This window comes from Pseudoalteromonas sp. R86517 (assembly GCF_042466295.1).
GTDB classification, from domain to species: Bacteria; Pseudomonadota; Gammaproteobacteria; order Enterobacterales; family Alteromonadaceae; genus Pseudoalteromonas; species Pseudoalteromonas atlantica.
The window spans coordinates 2,163,046-2,185,587 of the sequence record NZ_JAXHCB010000001.1; the positions used below are offsets into that span (position 1 = coordinate 2,163,046).

Consider the following 22,542-nt stretch of genomic DNA (forward strand, 5'->3'; position numbering starts at 1 on the left):
TAAGTTACAAGAGGTTATTGTTCTCAATCAGTTTATTTGCTCATAGATTCGACAACTGCTGCAATTTTTTGCGCACTGTCTATGACTATTTTTTCTTGTTCGGCTTCAACCATAACACGTACTACCGGTTCAGTGCCTGATTTACGGAGTAAAACACGGCCTTTTTCGCCTAAAGCTTGCTCTACTTGCGCAACCGCATCTTTTACTTCTGGTGCTTGTGTAGGGTCTGTGCCAGGTGTGTAACGTACATTAATCATTTTCATTGGGTACTTTGTAAAACCAGCCCCTAAATCTTGTAATGTGCGATTTTGAGCCACCATTGCAGCCAATACCTGAAGGCTTGAAATGATACCATCGCCCGTGGTGATTAAATCAAGGTTTAATACATGGCCTGAGCTTTCACCGCCAATTCTCCACCCTTTTTGCTGCAGCATTTCCATTACATAACGGTCGCCAACTTTACTGCGCGCAAATTCAATTCCTTTTGCTTTTAATGCATTTTCAAGCCCCATGTTCGACATAACCGTGCCAACAACACCACCACCTAGCATATGATCTTCAGCCGCTTGGCAGGCAATAATGTAAACTAAGTCATCACCGTCAAATACGCGACCGTTATGATCAACCATCATTACGCGATCACCATCACCATCGTAAGCAATACCCACATCGGCTTTATGCTCTAGCACTTTGCGCTTTAACGTATCAACGTGTGTAGCACCACATTCATGGTTTATATTCACCCCATTAGGCTCACATGCATGAGTAATCACTTCAGCGCCTAGCTCACGCATTACCGACGGTGCAATATGGTAGGTGGCGCCATTGGCACAATCTAGTACAACTTTTAAACCTTCAAGTGATAAGCCTTGTGGAAATTGGCTTTTACAAAATTCAATATAGCGCCCATCAGCACTTACTAAGCGCGAGGCTTTACCAAGTTTATCTGAGGCAACACAGGTCATTGGTTCATCAAGCATCGCTTCAATTTGTAGCTCAACGTCGTCATCCAGTTTTAAGCCTTGGCCATTAAAAAACTTAATCCCGTTATCATAGTAAGGGTTATGCGATGCACTAATTACAATACCTGCTTCGGCTCTAAACGTTTGCGCTAAATATGCTACAGCGGGCGTGGGCATTGGCCCAAGCAGTACGACATCTATTCCTGCGGCAATTAAACCAGCTTCAAGCGCGGTTTCTAGCATGTAACCTGAAATACGGGTATCTTTACCTATAATTACTTTTTTTGTTCCACTTAGAGACAAAACTCGACCTGCGGCCCAGCCTAATTTCATTGCAAACTCAGGGTTAATTGGAGCTGTGCCCACTAAACCACGTACCCCATCGGTACCAAAATATTTTCTTTCGCTCATTATAAAGCTCCTTTTTCGCAAGCTTGGAGTACACCAAGCACATCTGCTGTTTCTTTTACATCGTGTACACGAATAATTTTTGCGCCATTTTGCGCGGCAATTAGCGCACCGGCTAAGCTGCCCGCTAATCGCTCATCTGTTTTTCTGTTTAGCAAATTACCTATCATCGACTTGCGTGAAAGACCTGCTAAAAGCGGTAGTTCAAATTTATTAAATGCATTAAATTTAGCAAGTATTTCAAAATTATGCTCTAGGGTTTTGCCAAAGCCAAAACCTGGGTCGAGGATAAGTTGATCCACCTTAATACCCGCTGTTTCGCATGCGCTTATACGCTGCTCAAAAAAGAGGTTAATTTGCGTTAGCAAGTCAGTATAAGTGGGTTCACTTTGCATTGTCCGTGGCTGCCCTTGCATATGCATCAAACAAATTGCTACATCGGGATACTTAGCGAGTGTGCTAAGTGCGTGGGGCTCTTGTAATGCACGTACGTCGTTAACTATATCAGCACCTGCTAAAATCGCCTGCTCCATGACCTGTGCTTTACTGGTATCTACCGATATAACGCAGTCACTTTTAGCTCTAATGGCTTTTATTGCAGGTATCACACGATTAAGTTCATCGTGTAAATTAACATCTGGCGCGCCTGGACGTGTAGACTCCCCGCCAATATCAATGATAGTCGCACCCTCGTCTAACAACTGCATTGCCTGTTGCACCGCGTGCGCTGTATCTAAAAACTTTCCACCATCAGAAAATGAATCTGGGGTCACATTTAAAATACCCATCACACATGGTTTTTCTAAATTAAGTTTACGCCCACGGGGAAGGTTTATTATGTTAGTCATCGCCAACCTTTTAGTTATTTGATACAAAAAAGCCCCGAAGTACGGGGCTTTTAAAGTATTATTTTAACGATTATTCAGCTTTATCATCAAGGTTTGTTTCATCTTTTTTCGATGAATCATCCGGTTTTTGGCTTTCATCAACCGGCTTTTCTTGAGGTGCGACTGTTTTAGTTGGCTTATCGTCTAAACGGTCGTGTGCATCACGTGGTTCACGCACAGGCTGACGCGCCATTAAATCATCAATTTGTTTAGCATCAATTGTTTCGTATTTCATTAATGCATCTTTCATCGCATGAAGAATATCAATATTTTCTTTTAATATATCTTCTGCTCTTTGATAATTACGGTCTGAGAATAAGCGTACTTCGGCATCAATTACTTTAGCTGTTTCATCAGACATGCTCATTGCGCGACCACCGCCGCCACCCATGTACATCTCGTTTTGATCTTCAGCGTAAAGTAACGGACCTAGTTTTTCACTCAAGCCCCACTGCGTTACCATTTTACGTGCAATATCTGTTGCACGCTCAATGTCGTTACTCGCACCCGTTGTTACTTTGTCTTCGCCATAAATAAGTGCTTCAGCAATTCGGCCACCGTAAAGGCTTGAAATCATTGACTCTAAAAGCTCTTTAGAATGGCTAACACGGTCCTGTTCAGGCAGGTACATAGTTACACCAAGGGCACGGCCACGTGGAATAATCGACACTTTATAAACTGGGTCGTGCTCTGGCACCATACGACCAACAATAGCATGGCCCGCTTCATGGTAAGCCGTCATTTCTTTCTCTTGCTCACTCATCACCATGGTCTTGCGCTCTGCACCCATCATGATTTTATCTTTAGCAGCATCAAATTCAGTCATACTTACAACACGTTTATTACCACGTGCGGCATAAAGTGCAGCTTCGTTTACAAGATTTGCTAAATCAGCACCAGAGAAACCAGGCGTACCACGTGCAATAACTGCCGCTTCTACGTTATCGCCTAATGGCACTTTACGCATATGTACTTTAAGAATTTGCTCACGGCCGCGAATATCAGGCAAGCCAACCACTACTTGACGGTCAAAACGACCAGGACGAAGTAATGCAGGGTCTAGTACGTCAGGGCGGTTAGTAGCCGCTATAACGATAATACCTTCATTACCTTCAAAACCATCCATTTCGACTAGCATTTGGTTTAGTGTTTGTTCACGTTCGTCGTGTCCACCGCCCATGCCAGCGCCACGCTTACGACCTACAGCATCAATCTCATCTATAAAGATAATACAGGGTGCAGCCTTTTTAGCTTGCTCAAACATGTCACGTACACGCGATGCGCCCACACCAACAAACATTTCAACAAAGTCAGAACCTGAAATGGTGAAAAACGGTACTTTTGCTTCACCGGCTACGGCTTTTGCAAGTAATGTTTTACCCGTACCAGGAGGACCCACCATTAGTACGCCCTTAGGAATACTACCACCAAGTTTTTGGAACTTAGAAGGGTCACGTAAAAAGTCTACTAACTCTGTTACGTCGTCTTTTGCTTCATCACAACCTGCTACATCAGCAAAAGTTGTTTTAACTTGGTCTTCGCTCATCAGGCGCGCTTTGCTTTTACCAAACGACATTGCGCCTTTACCGCCACCGCCTTGCATTTGACGCATGAAGAATATCCATACCCCTATAAGCAGCAACATTGGGAACCAAGAGATAAAAATACTTGCTAAAAACGATTGTTCTTCAGGCTGAACGCCTTTCACATTTACATCATTTTTAAGTAAATCATTAATTAAATCTTCATCGTACATTGGCATTGTGGTTTGAAAACGCTCACCACTGCTTTTAGTACCTGTAATATTACCCGTTCCACGGTCAATAATAACTTCTTGTAAAGAGCCGCTACGCACGTCTTTTACAAATTGAGTGTAACTTGTTTGACGATCAACTTGATCGCCGCCATTAAAGCTCTGAAATACTGACATTAGCACAACTGCAATAACCAGCCAGAGTATTAGATTTTTCGCCATATCGCTCAAGGGGTTAACCTCTTGTATCCAATTAATTTAAATTCAACTAAACGCCAAGCAACTGTACTACAGTTTGTAGCCGGTCGCTACTATATATACTTCCCGAGAACGGGCACGTGAGGCATCAGGTTTGCGTATTTTCACTGCTTTAAAACTATTACGAACGTCTTGCAAGTATTGATCAAAGCCTTCACCTTGAAACACTTTAACAACAAATGCACCATTTTTCTTTAATACTTGATGACACATATCAAGTGCTAATTCTACCAAATACATGCTACCCGCTTGATCTACCGAGTTATTACCGCTCATATTTGGCGCCATGTCAGAGAGTACCACATCAACATTTTTACCATCAATGCGTTTTAACAATGCATCAAGTACGGCTTCTTCACGAAAATCGCCTTGTAAAAAGTCAACCCCCGCAAGTGAGTCCATAGGTAATATGTCACACGCAACAACCTGACCTTTATCAGATACTTTCTCGGCTAAGTATTGTGACCAGCTGCCAGGTGCAGCACCTAAATCAACAACGGTCATACCAGGGCGAAGCAGTTTATCTTTATTTTGGATCTCATCTAATTTGAAAACAGCTCGAGAACGCCAGCCTTTTTTTTGCGCTTGCTGAACATATTGATCATCAAAATGTTCTTTCAGCCATCGCTTTGAACTGGCTGAATGTTTTTTATTTGTCATAAATTAACACGCAACTAATTAGTAATATTCTTTAGATGGCGTTAGAATACCCTTAATTCAAGCCATATTCAGCAAAATTTGTATAAACATGACATTATCAAACAAACAAAAGCAGTTTTTAAAAGGTCAGGCGCATAGCCTTAAGCCTGTAGTTTTACTAGGTTCTAACGGTTTAACCGAGGGCGTAGTAGTGGAAATTCAAAGTGCATTAGAAATTCACGAATTGATTAAAGTAAAAGTACCTACTGACGATCGTGAAACAAAAGCACTTATTTTTGATGCAATCGTTCGTGAAACCGGCGCTACTAAGCTACAAACAATAGGTCACACTGTTGTATTGTATCGTCAAAGTGCAGAAAAAAAGATTCAATTACCACGCGCATAAGTTAATTGTGCAGTGAGCTTTTTATAAAAAACCAGCATTAAGCTGGTTTTTTTATTATATGTACTTATTTATGCTTTTTACCTTTAAACAATAAATTTAAAGCACGGCGCTTTTTAGGCAATTTTAGGCCTGTTTTATTTAGTGCGTTTGTATTTTAATAAACGGTCTAAAAATTCAGTAGTTAATTCATTTATCACGCCTGTTTCCGCGTTAACAATCAAGCTAAAACCCACATTTAAATGCGGTATAACCACTAAGTCACTGCGATAGCCTTGCACCCAGCCACTATGATAATAAAGCGTTTCATCGTTATAGTTATAAACACGCCAGCCTAATCCATAATAAGCTTGTTCTAATTCCTTTTTCCATACTCGTCTATAACGCTCTTTTTTTGTAAGTGTATAAGGACGTGTTTGTGTAGCAAGTGCATCTAAAGAAAGTACATCTAGGTTTTGCCCTAATTGCGCATTTAACCATTTTGCCATATCGGTGGCACTTGCATTTACGCCCGCAGCAGGGCCGACTTTATAATAGTTTTTTTTCAGCTTGGCTGTGTACCAACGTTTTTTGCCTCTAACGTGCGGCAGCGCATAATTTTTATCCTGCACCATTGCATCGTAGCCTAAGCTGGTATCGCTCATTTTTAATGGTGTAAAAATTCCCTCTTGCAGCCACTGGTCATATTTTTTATTGGTACTGCTGTAAATGACATCATCAATTAAACTAAACATCACATTTTGATAGCCATAGCATTGGCCTGGTTCGCAAATGGGCTTTACTGTTAATAGCTTTTCGACAATATCGGGGTAATTCATTCTTGATTCGATTAAATTGTCATACGCATTAGGAACCAAACCGCTGGAGTGGCTTAATAAGTGAAACACTTTTAAATTATCTTTATAAACCGTGCCTTTAAAGGCAGGTATATACTCACTTACCGGTTTAAATAAATCTATTACCCCTTCACTTGCAAGCTTTGCAGTTAACGACCCTGCAAATGTTTTTGACACAGAAGCTAACCTAAAGCGGGTGTGGCGGTTAACCTGTGTGCCACTTCTTGCCTTAGTGCGGCCCATGGTGTGGATATAATCAGCGTTACCAATACTCACTATCGAAAGCGCAGCGCCAGGAATACCTTTACTGTTGAGTTTTTTTTCTGCGTAGCGTCCATACTGTTTTACGAATCCATCCCAGCTTGAGTCTGCTTTAGCTATTGCCTGAAGCGGTAAAGATAGACAAATAGCGACCCAAACATACATAAAATTAGTGAGATACTTCATTCGTTACAAATTTATTCTTTTTTAACTACATCTATGTGCATAATATCATGAAGTTTTGATAGGACTAACGTACAATGTTGCGATTATTGGCTTTTTAAGTGGATGTTAAGTATTTATGCGTTTTATAGTTGTATCACTTTTTATATTATTATCAGCAGGTTGTGCAATTACCAAACAGCCGGCCGAGCCTTTGGCTTTACCGTTAAAGCCAACATTAAAGAGCGAAACTTACCAGCTTGAGTACAAAACAGAGCACGCATCGCCAAAAGTTAAGTCTGTACAGTTACCGGCGCACAAAGTAACACGCGGCCAAACAGTGCGTATTACAACCGATAAAGCAAGCGTAACTGACACGCTATTAAAGCAAATAACCCAAGCCTTGAACGATAAAGGCTTAGAAGTGATTGATAGTAAAAACAGTGACTACACGTTAGCTATTCATCAGTTAGATTTAGCATTTACTGACGATACAAAATATGCGTTAACTCAACCTGAAAACCCGTACCCTTTATTTGCCAAAGTAGCGCATCAATACCCTACTCAACAATGCGCCACCATACTAGCGCAAGTGAGCATGCGCATTACGCACCGCGCCTCTGGCGATGTGGTGTGGTTTGCAAAATCATCAATAGACAGCGCAAGCTTCCACCGTGAGCCTTTATTGTTTAGCTTTGCCCAAGAGCAAAAAATTACTAATGAGTTAGAAGTGGCAACATTTGTACATCAACAAAATACCGAGCAAGCCCGTATAGCGCGCGCAGGTAAGGAAGTAACTGTACCGCCCTTTAAAACCATTACTAAATTAAGCAGCTTAACTAAACTACAAGGCCCATGTACGCGTACAGAGGTGAGTGCCTTAACGCCTATGATGCAATATTACTTAAGCAGTATTTTAATTGACAAAATAAAAGTGCAATAACGTGAAAAACTACATTTTTTTACAGATTCAAGGATTCACTTACCAATATAATACGCTTAATAACAAATAATAATTAGGTCCCCAGGGATGAAAAACGCTTTCTTACAGCATACTTTTATTAATAGCGTATTGCTTTGCGCCAGTTTTTTGAGCTTTCAAAGCCAGGCAAGCAATCGATACTATGCTGATAACACGCTAGAGCCCACCCAAGGCTTTGCGTGGGATTGGAGCGCTGGGGCTGGTTATTATGTAGAAGACTCTTACCTAATTGGCCTTGATTCCTATGACGATGGCATTGAACTCGATTTAAGCCTGGCTATTTCCTACGAAAACTTTTATCTCGACTTTGATCATAACCAATTAAGCGGCGGCTTAGTTGTGGGTTACAGCCTTATAGATAAATTTGATTGGGGCTTGGATATATTAGGCACCAATACTCAGGCTGGCTTTGATGACAAAGGTTTAGGTTTTTACAACCACGGTGTAATAGAAGAGCTTGCGGGTATAAAATCGCGTAATTACGATTTTGATGCTGGGCTAAGATTAACGCGCCGCTTTGAAAACTCGCAAATTTCGTTTGAGTTTTTACATGATATTACAGGTACACATAATGGCTGGGTGTTTAACACCTTTTTTAGCCATATTTTGCCATGGCGTAATTGGGAGTTTAGATCTGGGGTGGGTATTAGCGCTTATTCGGGCAGTTTTACTAACTATTACTTTGGTATAGATGCAGACGAAGCCACCGCTAATCGCCCTATTTACACCCCTAATGGCAGCACCAGTATTATGTTTGAGTTTCATGCTGAGTACCCTATTTCTCAAGATTGGGTGTTTTTGTCTGGCTGGTTAACAACGTGGTTTTCAAAAGAAATAGACGACAGCCCCATTATTTCTCAAGGGTATCAACATAAAGCCAAGGTAGGCCTACGTTATGTATTTTAGATGGATCTGTTTATTATTGATCTTCCCTGCTATTTCATCTGCTAAAACAACAGATAAAACGGCCCCATTAATTGCGCTGCCCGACACTTGTGTTGCACTACGTGAGGGCCGTAATTGCTACGCTGATGTAACGCTTAGCTGGCAGCAACCAACTATTGGTAATTACTGCCTAAGAGACGCAACATCAAAATATATAATGCAATGCTGGTTAAAGCAGCAACAAGGCGTATTTGAATATACCTTCGACTCCCAGCAAAGTATTTCTTTTGAATTGTTTGATAGTAATACAGCCCAAGTTATTGCCACAACAGAGGTTAAACTGCAGTGGGTTTATCAAAATAGACAAAAAAAACGCCGCTGGCGCTTGTTCTAATTAGAGGTGTGACCTTCGTGATTGATTTTACAGCAATGTGTGTTTGGTAATTAAGTAAGTCAGCGCTTATAAAGTGTGGTTGTTTACCTATATAGGCACTAATGCAGCATAAATCCCAAACCTATGCAGCCCTTAGGGTTATTTAAGGGCGAGTTTCAATCCACACACGGCAACCCACTAGCACTAAGGAAGCTTTATGGATAATTACGGCACTATTTTATTAGTTGAAGATGACACCTCTTTAGCCCAATGGGTTGCAGAGTACTTAACCGAGCAAGGCTATACCACCCATGTTTGCCACCGCGGCGATGAAGTAATAAGCCAGGTAAAAAACTTAAACCCTAACATAGTGTTGCTCGACATTATGTTGCCAGGCCAAGACGGTATAAGTGTGTGCAGAGAGCTACGTAGCTTTTACACTGCGCCCATTATTATGCTGACCGCCCGCGATGATGAAATGGATGAAGTAATTGGTTTAGAAGTAGGTGCGAGTGATTACATCATGAAGCCAGTGCGCCCTCGTGCATTACTTGCCCGTATAAAAGCAGCACTGCGCCTTACCAGCGAACCGACTAAAGTAACCACTAACGAGAGTGTGATTACTGTAGGCGCACTCAGTATTGATACTCAATCACGCAGTGTAACGCTTAATAATCAAGATATGGCTATTTCTAGTGCTGAGTACCTCCTACTGCACTATTTAGCCAGTAATGCAGGCCAAGTAGTCTCGCGTGATGCTGTGTTTAAAGCAACCAAAGGCCGTGAATACGATGGGCTTGATAGAAGTGTTGATGTACTAATATCTGCGCTGCGCAAAAAGTTTCATGATGACCCGCAAAACCCAGAAAAAATTAAAACTATTTGGGGGCGTGGTTATTTACTTGTTGCCACTGCGTGGGAATAGTAACCGTGGCGGTTTAAATGAAAAAATTTTACATTTCACTACTCGGTAGTGCGCTGCTTTCTATTGTTGTATTGGGCTGGCTAATCGATGCATTTAGCCAACAAACTCAAACACCGCATGATGAATTTAGCCTTCAAAGCCAAATGATCAACGGCTTTAGTAAACATTTGAGTAGTGTAGCGACCTCAGAGCGCGCAGCTTATGTAAAGCAATTGGCAAACGACTTTAATGTAAAGCTTGATTACAAAAATAATGAATCCCTAGCCCTGCCGCCGTCATTAATACTACAAATGCATACCCAAAGCGGTCTTATTTTAGAAGACCAGCAAGGTTTTTATATGCTCTACAGTAGCGAAGTATTGTCGCCTTATCATCTTTCCATGCGCCTAGATAAAGGCTTTGAAACAGATCAGCGCAACGATATTATTTTAACTTTGTTGTTTTATGCTGGGCTCTGCATTTTTATGGGCTTTATTATTGCCCCACTTGCTAAACGCTTAACAGTATTAAACGATGCAGCTAAAAAGTTTGCCGCAGGTGATGTACAAGCGAGAATAAAGGTCTCTCACTTTACCTACATAAGAGATGTTGAGCTTACATTTAACCGCATGGCTAGCCAAATAGAAAAGCTCGTGGCGGAAAACAAATTAATGGCGTCGAGCTTATCGCACGATATTAGAACCCCTATCGCATGTTTACGCTTTGGCTTAGATGCTGCGCTCGACAGCGCAGATATGCCTAAAGTTAAGCAATACCTTGTGCGTATGGAAAAAGATCTCGATCATATGGAATCGATGCTTAAAAGCTATTTAGCCTTTGCAACCCTTGAGCAAAATGCCAACCAGCTCACCTACTCGCAAACTAATTTATCGCACTATCTTGAAGACTTACTTACTCAGCTTTCGCCTAAAGTTGAAACCAGCCAACTTAAAATACAACTAAACAGTAGTGACGATATGGTTTTTGCTGACTTACATTGGCTTGCTCGGGCTATTAGTAATTTAATTGGCAATGCCTGCGACTTTGCAAAAGACACTATCTATGTCAGTGCAAAGCGCGATGAGCATTATTTATATATTACAGTTGAAGATGATGGCCCAGGTATCGCACCAGAGAACTTTAATAACGTTTTTAGCCCGTTTTTTAGAGAAGAAAGCCACCGTAACCGTGCTGATAAAAGTTATGGCTTAGGGTTAGCCATTGTTGCAAAAGTGGCAGATTGGCATCACGGCAGTGTAAGCGTTAGTAAAAGTGCGCGGCTTCAAGGGGCGTGTTTTACCCTTAAAATTGGCCAGCATCACGATTCGTAAAATATTATTTACACAACTGTAATTAGGGCCTGTTGGCCTTTTAGGGTTATAATTTGTTCTATCTAGGGGCTGTTTAATCGCGGCGCGAGGTTTGTAACCTAGTGGGCTACGTAAAAACCGAGTAACAAAGAGTAAATAGCCCCTAGGCAGAACCCTTAGGGCAGCGCCTGTTTGGCATTTATACGTCGTTATCGCCTATTTATGGGGAACAACCACACTACATAGGCTCTGCCTTGCCTAAACACCAAACAGACTGCTGCAAATTTAACCTCGAAAGGTAAACAGGCCCTAAAATTTATTACACAAAATCAACTCCTTATTCTAAACCTGTTGATAACATTAATTAAATGCATCGCGTGATAGACACACCAGACGATAATTATTGTCACAATTGGGCAAATAAGTACTTTTTATTTATTTGCAATTCCAGTAGATTGTCAGCGCCGTCAAAAAATAGAGAAGTACAACAATATGAGCGCAGTTAGAGGTGAGTTTAGCTCTCGCTTTGGATTTATAATGGCCGCCGCAGGCTCTGCAGTAGGTTTAGGTAATATTTGGGGGTTTCCTACCCAAACAGCAAGTAATGGTGGTGCCGCTTTTTTAGTCGCTTATTTGGTACTCGCGTTCTTTTTAGCATACCCCGCACTTATGGCTGAGCTTATAATTGGCCGCCACGGACAAGCTAATGCGGTGTCTTCTTTAACAAAAATAACATCACACGCGTGGCAAAAGCGCTTTGCTTTTATCGTGGGTTTTGGCGGAATTTTATGTGCAGGCTTTATTTTAAGTTTTTATGCCATTGTGGCAGGCTGGATGCTCAGCGCAACAATTGAACCTATCACTACACTAGCTGGTGCAAACCAAGCTTCAGCGTGGTTAAGTGAGCAATCACTTACACGAAACATCATTTTTACAGTGGTATTTATTATACTCACCGTGGCTATTATTAGTCGTGGCGTAGAAAACGGCATAGAAAAATGGTCTAAGCGTCTGATGCCTGCGCTTTTAGGTATTTTATTTGCCCTAATTGCCTACGTTATGACCCAAGAAGGTGCTATACAAGGGCTTAAAGCCTATTTAGTGCCTGATTTTTCATCTATATTTGATGCAACTTTACTCGTAAGTGCACTCGGGCAAGCGTTTTTCTCTTTATCATTAGGCACCAGCGTGATGATTATTTATGGCTCTTACATAAGTAAAAAAGAAAACCTAGTCACGCTAGGCGCATATGTAACATTAATAGATGTGTTTATCGCGTTTGTAGCGGGCCTTTTAATTATACCAGCCATGTATGTCGCACAAGCTCAAGGCGTAGAAATTTTTTCATCTACAGGCAAACTTCTCTCTGAAGACACACTGGTGTTTCAAGTGTTACCAGCATTGTTTGATGGTATGGGCTCTGTGGGTTTATTTATAGGCTTTGCATTTTTTGCCCTAATGAGTATAGCCGCACTTACCTCCTCTATTTCAATGTTAGAGGCGCCGGTATCGTATACTGTGGAGCGTTTTGCAATGAGCCGCCTGCAGGCAACATGGCTAATTGGCGCGCTAATAAGCGCAGTGAGCATTACCATAGTATGTAACTTAGGAAGCTTATTTGGTTTAGTGATCACCCTAACAACTAAAGTTGCTCAGCCTTTACTTGGCTTAATGTGTTGTATTTTTGTTGGCTGGATTTGGTACCGTGGCTCACTACTAAAAGCAATACAGCAAGGTAACCCTGAGGTTCATAACACACTATTTTGGAAAGTATGGCCTGTATACACTAAGTTTGTGTGCCCTATAGCTATTGGTGCTGTGTTTTTACATTCGGTGTTAAGTTAAAACGTTATTTTTAACTTACCCGAGTTCAGGTTAAGTTCTAAATTAAGTAAAGCCCACGCGTTGAGTGGGCTTTTTAATAGCTTAAATTTACTCGTAATAAATTAGCTTAGTGTATTTAACACCATATCTTGATGAGGGATGCCATCTTCTAGGTATTGCTCCCCTACTTCTGTAAAGTCAAAAGAGCGATAAAATGCTAATAAATAGGTTTGTGCGCCTATATAAATATGACGCTCTGGCCACTGCTTTTTACAACATGCTATGGCCGCATTTACAAGCTCAGTAGCCCGCCCTTTACCTCGCTCACTTTTGCAAACCAGTACACGGCCTATTGCGCTGTACTGCTCATTTTTTTCATAGCAGCGGGCATAAGCTAATAAACTATTATCTGCAATTGCATATAAATGCTGAGTACTAGGGTTAATGTCTACCTCATCTAGTTCAGGGTAAGGACACGTTTGCTCTACAACAAATACATCAACACGGCCGCGCATTATCGTAAATAAAGTACGCGTATCAAGCGCATCAAAATGCGCACATTTAAACGACATATAAAATCCTAAAATAAAAAACCCAGCCTAAGCTGGGTTTAGTTAAATTACGCATCACTTAGGCAAACAAACGCTCTAATTGGTCGCACAATTGCGATAAATTCACATGGTCGTGCTCTATGGTTAAATCAACATAACCATCGCCTCTAAATGCTCTATCCAGCTCAATTAAAACATGCGTTTTGTGTGCTTCTGGTACAAACGATAATTCAATTTCTTGAATACCAAATAAGCTGCGGCTATTAGGCTTGTACTCTAACTCTTGATAACACCCCGATACCGACTGAAAAGTGGGCGCACGTAAATGGCCTTTTTCAACATCAGCTTTTAATAAACTAAACCCTAATTTATCCATTGCTTGCATACAGGTTTTAACAGCTTCGTTAGGGTAAATATGCAAGTGGTCTTTATCTGTTGGGTCTAGTGCTAAATCAATATCAAGACCTGTTTCAATCCATACATGTGATTGGTTGTAGCCGGCATTAATTTCAGTAATTGGCGTTTCTGGATGAAGGCGCGCTTCAAATGGAATGCTTTTAACTTCACCTGGCTCAACAGTGCCTATATCGGTTATACGCCACTGATCAATTACGTGATTAGTAAAGTACTCACCTTCTTCGCCATCAACTTTAACGCGAGTCATTAAAAACAAATCAAGGCCAGCAATTTCTTGAGCCACATCGCCTGCAGTTATAACGATATTAGCGTTAAAAAGTTGCCCTGGCTGAAGATGCTCAGTTTCTAAAATTGTATCTACTTTTGCAGCGCCAATACCTACCGACGCTAAAATCTTTTTAAACATATCTACCTCCTTAAGCTGAGCGGCTCAGTTTGTTGCTCAAGCTTAAACTCCTTCGTTAAAGCATCTTAACCATATTTAAAAGCCAATGTCAGTGAAAAAATGTTATTTACATGCTATTTACGATTAAATACGTGTTTAATGTGCATTTTTTATACGTATCTGGGCAAGTAATTGATTAAACGCGCTCATTTTTAGGGCTATTTTTATTTTCAATGGTATAAAATTTTCGCTACACTGCAATCCCAAATGAAGTGATATTAAGAATTATGGAACTAATCTATTTTGCCGCCGCGTTTGTTTGTGGCTTTGGTGTTTATCAATTAAAACTTCCTCCCCTTATTGGCTTTTTACTTGCCGGTTTTGCATTAAATTTATCTGGCTATAAAAGCACCGAACTACTCGATACCATTGCGGCACTGGGTGTAACACTTCTTTTATTTAGTATTGGCTTAAAACTTAAAGTAAACAGCTTAATCAAGCCCCAAGTATGGGCACCCGCTACCCTACACATTATTTTTAGCAGTGCATTATTTAGTGGCTTTATGTTACTGCTAGGTATTTTTGCTGTGCCTATGTTTGTTGATTTAAGCTGGCAAAGTGCTTTATTAGTTGGGTTTGCGCTAAGCTTTTCAAGCACTGTATTTGCGGTAAAAGTACTTGAAGAGCGCGGTGAAATGGCAAGCCTACACGGAAAAATAGCCATTGGCATTTTAGTTATGCAGGATATTTTTGCGGTTATATTTTTAGCCATTAGCACCGGCAAAGTACCTAATATGTGGGCTCTTGCTTTAATTATTGCACTCCCTTTAGTGCGCCCACTTATGTATGCAGTGCTTAACCGCTCTAAACATGGTGAGCTATTGCCGTTATTTGGCTTTTTCTTTGCGTTGGTAGCCGGTTATAACGCATTTGATTTTGCAGGTTTAAAAGGCGATTTAGGCGCGCTCATTATGGGGATGATGTTTGCGCCACATAAAAAGGCGGGAGAGCTTTCAAAATCGCTGCTTAATTTAAAAGATATTTTGCTGGTCGGTTTTTTCTTAAGTATTGGTTTAAACGCAGAGCTTACAGCTAATTCATTAATTGTAGCGTTAATCCTTATATTTGTGCTGCCAGTTAAAACCTTACTTTATTATGTGTTTACGAATACCTTTAAACTCAGAGCGCGCACCTCGTTACTCACTGCATTTAGCCTTGCTAATTTTAGTGAGTTTGGCCTTATTGTGTGTGCTGTGGCAGCTTCTACAGGCATGATCACCTCAGAGTGGCTGGCGGTAATGGCTATTGCGGTGTCTATTACCTTTGTTATTGCATCGCCTCTTAATAAACGCTCAAACGAGTTATACGTAAAAATTGAGCGCTGGCTATTAAAATTCGAAAGCAAAACCCGCTTAGCTGAAGAGTTACCCGTTAATTTAAACGACACTAAAATCGTTATATTTGGTATGGGCCGCATAGGTACAGGTGCTTACGAAACAATAAATGCGACTCACCCTAATGTAGTGGCGGGCATTGATATAAAACCAGAGGTGGTAGAAAAACATATTAAACGCAATCGAAAGGTACTCCTTGCCGATGCCACCGACCCTGACTTTTGGCAGCGCGTTAACCACTCTCATGTTGAAATGGTCATGTTAGCTATGCCAAAGCATATGCAAAATATTTTTGCACTAGAGCAATTACAAGCCTCAGGCTATAACGGCCAAGTAACAGCTATCGCCAATTACCCTGATCAACAAAAAGAGCTTGAACAAATGGGCGTAAACTCGACCTATAACTTTTATTTAGAAGCAGGAAGTGGTTTTGCCGAGCACGTAAAGCAAGAGCTATTCGAAAATAGCACTTTTATACTAAATAATAAAAACAACCAAATGAAAACGCCTTATTTTTAATAAGGCTTTTTTATTAGTTTTAGTTTAAAAACTCATTTTATTTACATTCCTTTACATTACTTCTCTCTATCTGTAAAAAAAACAGATAAACTACCGGTGTTGTTTAAATAAACGCCTTCGCACCTATGTCGCATAATTAGACTCCAGCTAATTAATGCAAGGTAAGTATTTATTTATCAACACAAATTTATTCAATCAGAGGGCCTACTCCCTCGTTCAATAGGCTGTTTCTTGCCCGTCACAGCCTATTTTATTTCTGTTTACTTGCCCGCTTACCCAGCCGCTATTTAATGCGTTTATTATTAATAAGCAGTAGTATTACTATTATACGTTTTATCAATTACTGACTTATTATGGATACAGCCGAACTCAAGCTCGCTATTAATACAATTATGCCCTTTGGAAAATACGCAGGCAGACCCTTATTGCTTTTGCCAGAGCCCTACCTAGTGTGGTTTAAACAGCAAGGGTTTCCAGAAAGTAAACTCGGAGCGCAGCTTGCAATGATGTACGAGGTTAAATTAAACGGGCTTGAGCAAATGCTGATGCCCCTACTTAAAAAAAATAAAAAATAATTGAGAACTTTTTCCACGTAGCCGGGTCTACTATTTTGCTACTTGTTGATTTTGGTTTTTAACCACAAAAAGCGCCTTAGGCGCTTTTTTTATGTCTGGCGTTTTTAGGTAAGTTGCTTTTATACCAATCCGCATAATAAAGTGATCTATTTTGAGGATGGAAAAACGTGTTGATAGCTAAGCAAAAAATTTGCTATTTAGTTGTTCTCGGCAATTGCTCCTGCATTGCTCTACCTTCTGCATCCATGCAATCGTAAATGAGAATTTTTAACGTAGGTAGCGACACATTTGGCCCCACAAAATGATTAAATATTATTGTGGATAGGTATTAGGTAAGGTAACTATAAACTTAGCGCCACCAATCGATGAGTCAGTGATTGAATAGTGCCCTTTATGCCACGATACAATTTTTGCCACTATTGCTAAGCCTAAACCAAAGCCCCCTGTGCTTTTATCACGGCTTTTATCTAAACGAGTAAAAGGTTTAAATACGCTTTCTCTGTCGCTTTTTAAAATACCTTCTCCGTCATCTTCCACAATAAAGTAAATTGCATCACCCTGCGCTTTGAGTGTGACATCAACACGACTAACGGCGTACTTTAACGCATTGCCCACCAGGTTTTGCATTACACGCGCAATAAAGTGCGCATCACACTTGTACACTAGAGCCTGTGGTAACACCGCATTAAACTCTATGCCGCTTGCAAAATTTAGCTTATTAATGACCGATTGTGTCAAAGCAGCCAAATCAACGTCGCTTCTAGCTAAGCTTGGTTGCTGCGAATCAAGCCGAGCATATTCAAGCATTTCACACACAAGCGCTTCAAGTTCGCTTATATCTGCCTGCATATTAGTTAGGTAATGTTGCCCTTTTTCCGATTGCAGTGTGTCTTCTAACATGGCTATACCAAATTTTAATCGTGCAAGGGGCGTTCTAAATTCATGAGATACAGAGGAGGTCAGTTCTTGTTGCGCACTAAGAAGATGCTCTATGCGCTGCTGCATTACTTTTAGAGTATCAGTAACGGGTAAAAAAAACGATTTAGAAGGACTGCTTAAGTTAAAGTCTTGCGAGCCATCTACCGCTTCGCACGCATGGCTTAATTTAGAAAAATCACGCCATAGTAAAAAGCTCCACAGCCCCACAGGTAACCCTACAATAGCCAGTAACATTAAATACGGAATAACAGAGCTTTCAGGTGCTTTTATAACGCCTGCAGGACCAATTTGAAGTAGTTTGTTATCACCAAGCTCAACATACCACACTATGCGCTGCTTTTTATCATACAGATACAGGTAATGGTTTTTATCTAATGAGGCTTGCTGCTTAAGGGGTAAAATAAGATCTTTGCGGGCAATAACTTGGCTTTCAAAGCTGTGTTTTAGCTTATCTAGACCATCATCGGTTTGCGATAATAACCAAAGTGCTTGGCCAAACTCATCATCTAACAGCACTTGCTGCTGTGTCTCTTCGTAAGGCCAAATTTGTTCTATAACACCACTAACAATAAATAAAGAAACAATGATATAAACATATAAACTTATAAATAGTTTGCCCATTATTCCTTATTTACCTTCATATATTATTTTTCCCAGGCGTCTGATACAAACAAGTAACCTTGCCCCCACACGGTTTTTATACGGTAAGGTTTATCGCTGTTATCACCTAGCTTTTTGCGAATTCGTGACACGCGTACATCAACGGTACGGTCAAGCCCATCGTATTGACGACCAATCATATGTTGATGAACATGTTCACGGCTTAGTACTTCGCCTGCATTTGAGGCAAGTAGCCATAGTAACTCAAACTCATGCGATGTAAGTACTATTTCGTTTTCGTTTAATTTAACAATTCGGCTGGTTTTATCAATGACTAAATCACCAAACTGAATCTCTTCTGCGGCCTTAACCACGGGTTGCCCGCGACGCAGTAATGCATTTACACGCGCCAGTAAAACACGCGGTTCTGCAGGTTTTACCACATAGTCATCTGCGCCAAGCTCTAAGCCAATCACCTGATCAAAGTCTTCACCTTTTGCAGTAAGCATTAAAATTGGCAACGAAAACTTATCACGTACTTGTCGACATACGCTAAAGCCATCTTTACCTGGCAGCATAATATCTAAAATCATTAAATCAGCAGCGTTATTCTCAAGATAACTAAATACTTCATCACCACGGCTTAATACGTCTACTTCTAAGCCATTATGTTCAAGATAATCTTTTGTTAGTTGTTGTAAACCTAGGTCATCTTCAACAAGTAAAATTTTTGGCATGAGTTGCTCCTAAATTAAAAATAGCTCCATGGAGAGCGAAGCCTGCGCCTACTTTTTTTAGCATCAGCACTTTGCACTTCAACGTGTGTTTTAGCAATTAACACACCGGTATGAGGATTGATTAAGGAGTATATGGTCTCTACCTGAACACGCGCTTTATACTCAAACTCACCAACAGCCTGCTGTTGCCAGCATTTAATCAGTTTGTTTTGTTGGTACAGGCATGCATCGCTTGGCGATGGTTGCTGCCAATTAAACTTTAAATCGAGATCGCAAAACGCTTGCTGCTCAGACACAACACACACTTTGGGAGAGACCTTTAAAGACGCATTTTGCGCTACAACGGGAGGGCTAAACAGAAAAACTGTAAGCACAATCAACATTAAATACTTCATATTAAAAAGTATGATCGAATCCTATAAAAGCAGTCATTGAATAGTTACGTTCAAAAAGCGGACTGCCATCCATAGCTGAATAGTCGTAATATGCTACATGAAAACGAAGACTGTTAGCCTCACTCAATGGCCAACTGGCGTCGATTTTAGCATAAGGTTGCCAGCTACTACCAACGTCAATTTTACCTAATGAGGTTTCGTGTGCTTTTAAACCATAATAGTAGCTGTTTAATTCAGCTGATTTATAGTTAACCCCAAGCGTTGGCTTTAACTTTAAACGCCCTACTTCACTGTGGTACTGCCATTGTATAGCGCCCCGAGTACCGTTATAAACATTACTTATATCGTGTAATAACTGTATCGATAGCACATGGTTTTGCTGCACATAATGATAGCTTCCCCCGGCATCTAGGGCTAAATGGCGATTATCAATATTATCGATATTTATTTTTTTAGGCTGGGGATTATTTTGCGCTAATGCAGAAGCACCTGCGGTTGCTGGTAAAACAAAGAGGTTATTAGGATGCCAATCAATAAAAAAGCGTGACTCTGCGTTAAGTTCTGAAACGATATTAAAATGATGCTTTTGATTTTCTACAAGTGTGTAGCCAAGGCGACCATTATCGAAAAACCAGCGCTCGCCATAAAAAGCAATGCGTGGGATCACAGGGAGCGGGACGTTTTTTCCGCCATGCAGAGGGTTGGTAATAACACCCGCGCCGACACTTAGATTTACATGCCACTTTTTAACAGTAATATGTTGCTGCGCATACTCTTGTTCGTTATAGGCCTGCGAAGCTGTGCTAGGCACGCAAACAAGACACACCACAAAGCAAAAAATGTAAATAAAAGTATTGAGCCGCATTAACCTAATCTAAATGAGTAAATAAGTAAGTGACCCATACTAGCAAGGTAAGCACAAATGTGCGCCACCTGGTTACAATCATTCACAATTTTTATACATGCGTATCACATTTAAATGTCAGGGGCTATTTCAATACGGTTGCGACCATGTGTTTTAGCTATATATAAAGCTCGGTCGGCGCGCTCAATAAGTACCGAACCTTTCGTGAATGGACGTAAAATAGCGAGCCCAAAACTTGCAGAAATTGCACGTTTAGAATTTACATCGTCTTTTTTACGGATAGTTAATGAGGCAATATCTAAACGAATTTTATCAGCAAACACCATAATCTCGTTGATGCTGTCAAAATACCCGGTAATACAAAACTCCTCACCACCATAGCGGTAAACATTCAGGCTATCGGAAATATTTTGCGAAACTTTTTTGGCTACTAATTTAAGTACTTCATCGCCTTTTTGATGACCAAAATCGTCGTTAAAACGCTTAAAGTGATCAATATCAAACATGATTAGTACCGCCAATACGCTCTCGTCAGCTTGCTCTGAATAGGTTTGACAAAACTGCTGAATATCATCATCAAACTTTCTTCTATTAAAAAAGCCTGTCAGGGGGTCTGTATCGGCTGCTTCTTGAGAAAGGTTAAGTGCTTCTTTTAAATCTTTAATTTCGTTATAGGCTACCGCAAGCTTAGTTTGAAATTCTCGCGCATAGTCTTGCATAGCCACCGACTCGTCGGTTAAGCGTTCAACACAACCGAGTATTTCGTTAAACGAATTTACATTAGCTAAATTTGCCAACTCATTTTGAGAATCTACCAACGACGTGGTAAAGCTTTTAGAATGATCGAGGGTAACGCTTATATCATGCTGTACTTGCTCCATAGTGCCATGGAAGCGATCTGCCATTTCTTGAAAAAACATTAAGTCATCTTCGCTTAAATGCTTATCAAAAATTTCTTTTGCTTTATTTTGAGTACATGTTTGTTGCTCAGCAATGACGTGATCAAGCTCAGCATTTAATGCTGGCTTACTGCCTTGCACATAGCAATACCAAATAGCGTAATTGATAGGCGTTACCGGCATTCGGTATTTTACCATCAGAGGAATTGCTTTTTTTAAACATTGAGCAGAATGAGCGAGCGATACAGCATGATCCATAATTATTATAAACTCTCGTGCGTCATTATTTTTTATTATTAAGCTTTCATGTTAAGTAATAGTAAACTCATACGCAACTGTTAATCATACTATTTACTGAATTATATTAATCGTTAAAAGCTTAAATAACATTTGCGCCTAAAGTTTGTGCAATATTCCATAATGCACTGATTGCAGGGTCGTTAAGCTCTTTTTTTAGCACCGCTAAACCAATATCAAACCCTTCTGGCTCGTAATTTTCACTGGGCAGTACGTGTACCTTGTCTTGTAGCGGACTATTATCTAGCACTATTTTGGGAACCATCGCGACACCTAATCCTAGGCTCACCATAGACACCATTGCTTCGTGCCCAGCCACTTGTGCATAAATTTTTCCATGCACATTATTTTTCCGCCACCACTGCTCTAACCGCTGCCTAGAAAAACCTTGCTCAGGTACAATAAACTCCAGTTCTGTCCAATCAATATGTGGGGCGTTTTTCGCTATTTTTTCGCTGATCGGGCATTGAATTTTAGGTCCAATAAGAACCAGTGGAGAGTGGCCTATATTAACAAAAGCAATTTGGGCAGGCAGTTTACTTGGCCGTGCAGCAATAGCCATTGATTCATGGGCATCCAGTACTCGGTTTATTGCCAACGCCGGATCGCCGGTGTTTAGCGTTATTTCTATATGCTGATGCTGCGCGCGGAGTTGTTCTAATATTTGATGCAAAAAACTATACGAGGCGGTGACTGAGCAATAAATACTCACATTACCGTAAATATGCTGGGTTGGGTCTTTCACATTCGCTTTAAAGCGCTGCCAATTAGCCAGTGTAGAGGTGGCGTAATCAATAAACGACTCCCCTTCTTTAGTTAATTTTACACTTCGGTTATCGCGTATAAATAAAGCAACGCCGACCTCGTCTTCAAGCTGCTTAATATTACGACTTAAAGTAGGTGCACTTATATGGCACAGCTCGCTCGCCCTGGCAAAATGGAGCGTTTTAGCTAACGCTAAAAAGTAATTTAAATGCTTATGTTCCATTACACGCCTCTACGTTTCATTTTTTGAAATACTTTAGTGCAAATATATCATTTTACGCAAGCAAAGTTTTTTTTTATGGTGTGTTTAAGCAAAGCAAATACGCTTTGCATCTAACAAACACGAATTATAGGACA

At 40.5% G+C, this 22,542-nt stretch carries 22 protein-coding genes; 9 read left to right on the top strand and 13 right to left on the bottom strand.

What is annotated here, in order from left to right; genetic code table 11:
* Nucleotides 1–32: 32 nt before the first annotated feature.
* From glmM to rlmE, 4 genes are all read right to left on the bottom strand, one after another.
* Nucleotides 33–1,373, bottom strand: a complete 1,341-nt coding sequence (glmM, locus tag SJY38_RS09740) for a phosphoglucosamine mutase (RefSeq protein ID WP_288421504.1) — start codon at nt 1,371–1,373, stop codon at nt 33–35.
* A complete protein-coding gene (folP, locus tag SJY38_RS09745; RefSeq protein WP_286740029.1) occupies nt 1,373–2,218 on the bottom strand; it encodes a dihydropteroate synthase in 846 nt (281 codons plus the stop codon). The genes glmM and folP overlap by 1 nt, the downstream gene beginning before the upstream one ends.
* 70 nt (nt 2,219–2,288) lie before the next feature.
* Nucleotides 2,289–4,232: an ATP-dependent zinc metalloprotease FtsH gene (ftsH, locus tag SJY38_RS09750; protein WP_377109665.1), complete on the bottom strand. Its 1,944-nt coding sequence runs from the start codon at nt 4,230–4,232 to the stop codon at nt 2,289–2,291.
* Nucleotides 4,233–4,298: 66 nt separating this feature from the next.
* Nucleotides 4,299–4,928, bottom strand: coding sequence for a 23S rRNA (uridine(2552)-2'-O)-methyltransferase RlmE (rlmE, locus tag SJY38_RS09755; RefSeq protein WP_004587345.1), 630 nt, complete (start codon nt 4,926–4,928; stop codon nt 4,299–4,301).
* 88 nt (nt 4,929–5,016) lie between these two features.
* Between rlmE and yhbY the strand changes: the two genes are divergently transcribed.
* On the top strand, nt 5,017–5,313 hold the full coding sequence (gene yhbY, locus SJY38_RS09760; RefSeq protein ID WP_004587346.1) for a ribosome assembly RNA-binding protein YhbY: 297 nt from the start codon (nt 5,017–5,019) through the stop codon (nt 5,311–5,313).
* A gap of 134 nt (nt 5,314–5,447) precedes the next feature.
* On the opposite strand, the gene SJY38_RS09765 is transcribed toward yhbY, so the two are convergent.
* Nucleotides 5,448–6,572, bottom strand: a complete 1,125-nt coding sequence (locus SJY38_RS09765; protein WP_377110206.1) for a serine hydrolase domain-containing protein — start codon at nt 6,570–6,572, stop codon at nt 5,448–5,450.
* A 136-nt stretch (nt 6,573–6,708) separates the two neighbouring features.
* On the opposite strand from SJY38_RS09765, the gene SJY38_RS09770 reads away from it, so the two are divergent.
* From SJY38_RS09770 to SJY38_RS09795, 6 genes are all read left to right on the top strand, one after another.
* Complete coding sequence (locus SJY38_RS09770; RefSeq protein WP_286741359.1) at nt 6,709–7,512, top strand: hypothetical protein; 804 nt, start codon at nt 6,709–6,711, stop codon at nt 7,510–7,512.
* A gap of 87 nt (nt 7,513–7,599) precedes the next feature.
* The gene (locus SJY38_RS09775) at nt 7,600–8,457 is read left to right on the top strand and encodes a MipA/OmpV family protein (RefSeq protein WP_004587349.1); all 858 of its coding nucleotides are present in this window, start codon (nt 7,600–7,602) and stop codon (nt 8,455–8,457) included.
* Nucleotides 8,447–8,830: a DUF3019 domain-containing protein gene (locus SJY38_RS09780; RefSeq protein WP_004587350.1), complete on the top strand. Its 384-nt coding sequence runs from the start codon at nt 8,447–8,449 to the stop codon at nt 8,828–8,830. The genes SJY38_RS09775 and SJY38_RS09780 overlap by 11 nt, the downstream gene beginning before the upstream one ends.
* A 196-nt stretch (nt 8,831–9,026) precedes the next feature.
* Nucleotides 9,027–9,734, top strand: a complete 708-nt coding sequence (locus SJY38_RS09785; RefSeq protein ID WP_054982162.1) for a response regulator transcription factor — start codon at nt 9,027–9,029, stop codon at nt 9,732–9,734.
* A gap of 17 nt (nt 9,735–9,751) precedes the next feature.
* On the top strand, nt 9,752–11,044 hold the full coding sequence (locus tag SJY38_RS09790; RefSeq protein WP_377109666.1) for an ATP-binding protein: 1,293 nt from the start codon (nt 9,752–9,754) through the stop codon (nt 11,042–11,044).
* Between the two features lie 471 nt (nt 11,045–11,515).
* Nucleotides 11,516–12,868: a sodium-dependent transporter gene (locus SJY38_RS09795; protein WP_377109667.1), complete on the top strand. Its 1,353-nt coding sequence runs from the start codon at nt 11,516–11,518 to the stop codon at nt 12,866–12,868.
* A gap of 101 nt (nt 12,869–12,969) precedes the next feature.
* Here the strand turns inward: SJY38_RS09795 and SJY38_RS09800 are convergent, their stop codons facing one another.
* Both SJY38_RS09800 and SJY38_RS09805 read right to left on the bottom strand, forming a co-directional pair.
* Complete coding sequence (locus SJY38_RS09800) at nt 12,970–13,419, bottom strand: GNAT family N-acetyltransferase (protein WP_377109668.1); 450 nt, start codon at nt 13,417–13,419, stop codon at nt 12,970–12,972.
* 58 nt (nt 13,420–13,477) lie between these two features.
* Nucleotides 13,478–14,221, bottom strand: coding sequence for a sporulation protein (locus SJY38_RS09805; RefSeq protein ID WP_004587355.1), 744 nt, complete (start codon nt 14,219–14,221; stop codon nt 13,478–13,480).
* A 266-nt stretch (nt 14,222–14,487) separates the two neighbouring features.
* On the opposite strand from SJY38_RS09805, the gene SJY38_RS09810 reads away from it, so the two are divergent.
* Both SJY38_RS09810 and SJY38_RS09815 read left to right on the top strand, forming a co-directional pair.
* A complete protein-coding gene (locus tag SJY38_RS09810) occupies nt 14,488–16,113 on the top strand; it encodes a cation:proton antiporter (protein WP_377109669.1) in 1,626 nt (541 codons plus the stop codon).
* Between the two features lie 353 nt (nt 16,114–16,466).
* Nucleotides 16,467–16,688 carry a DUF3820 family protein gene (locus SJY38_RS09815; protein WP_138577502.1) on the top strand — a complete coding sequence of 74 codons (222 nt, stop codon included), beginning with the start codon at nt 16,467–16,469 and terminating at the stop codon, nt 16,686–16,688.
* Nucleotides 16,689–17,000: 312 nt separating this feature from the next.
* Here SJY38_RS09815 and SJY38_RS09820 read toward each other — a convergent pair whose 3' ends face one another.
* From SJY38_RS09820 to ilvY, 6 genes are all read right to left on the bottom strand, one after another.
* On the bottom strand, nt 17,001–18,248 hold the full coding sequence (locus tag SJY38_RS09820) for an ATP-binding protein (protein WP_377109670.1): 1,248 nt from the start codon (nt 18,246–18,248) through the stop codon (nt 17,001–17,003).
* A gap of 23 nt (nt 18,249–18,271) precedes the next feature.
* On the bottom strand, nt 18,272–18,964 hold the full coding sequence (locus SJY38_RS09825) for a response regulator transcription factor (RefSeq protein ID WP_024031826.1): 693 nt from the start codon (nt 18,962–18,964) through the stop codon (nt 18,272–18,274).
* Nucleotides 18,965–18,978: 14 nt separating this feature from the next.
* Complete coding sequence (locus SJY38_RS09830; RefSeq protein WP_036963332.1) at nt 18,979–19,347, bottom strand: DUF3019 domain-containing protein; 369 nt, start codon at nt 19,345–19,347, stop codon at nt 18,979–18,981.
* A 13-nt stretch (nt 19,348–19,360) separates the two neighbouring features.
* Entirely contained in the window at nt 19,361–20,224 is an 864-nt protein-coding gene (locus SJY38_RS09835; RefSeq protein WP_282451978.1) for a MipA/OmpV family protein, read from the bottom strand.
* A 110-nt stretch (nt 20,225–20,334) separates the two neighbouring features.
* Complete coding sequence (locus tag SJY38_RS09840) at nt 20,335–21,381, bottom strand: GGDEF domain-containing protein (protein ID WP_377109671.1); 1,047 nt, start codon at nt 21,379–21,381, stop codon at nt 20,335–20,337.
* 121 nt (nt 21,382–21,502) lie between these two features.
* A complete protein-coding gene (gene ilvY, locus SJY38_RS09845; protein WP_377109673.1) occupies nt 21,503–22,408 on the bottom strand; it encodes an HTH-type transcriptional activator IlvY in 906 nt (301 codons plus the stop codon).
* Nucleotides 22,409–22,542: the final 134 nt, after the last annotated feature.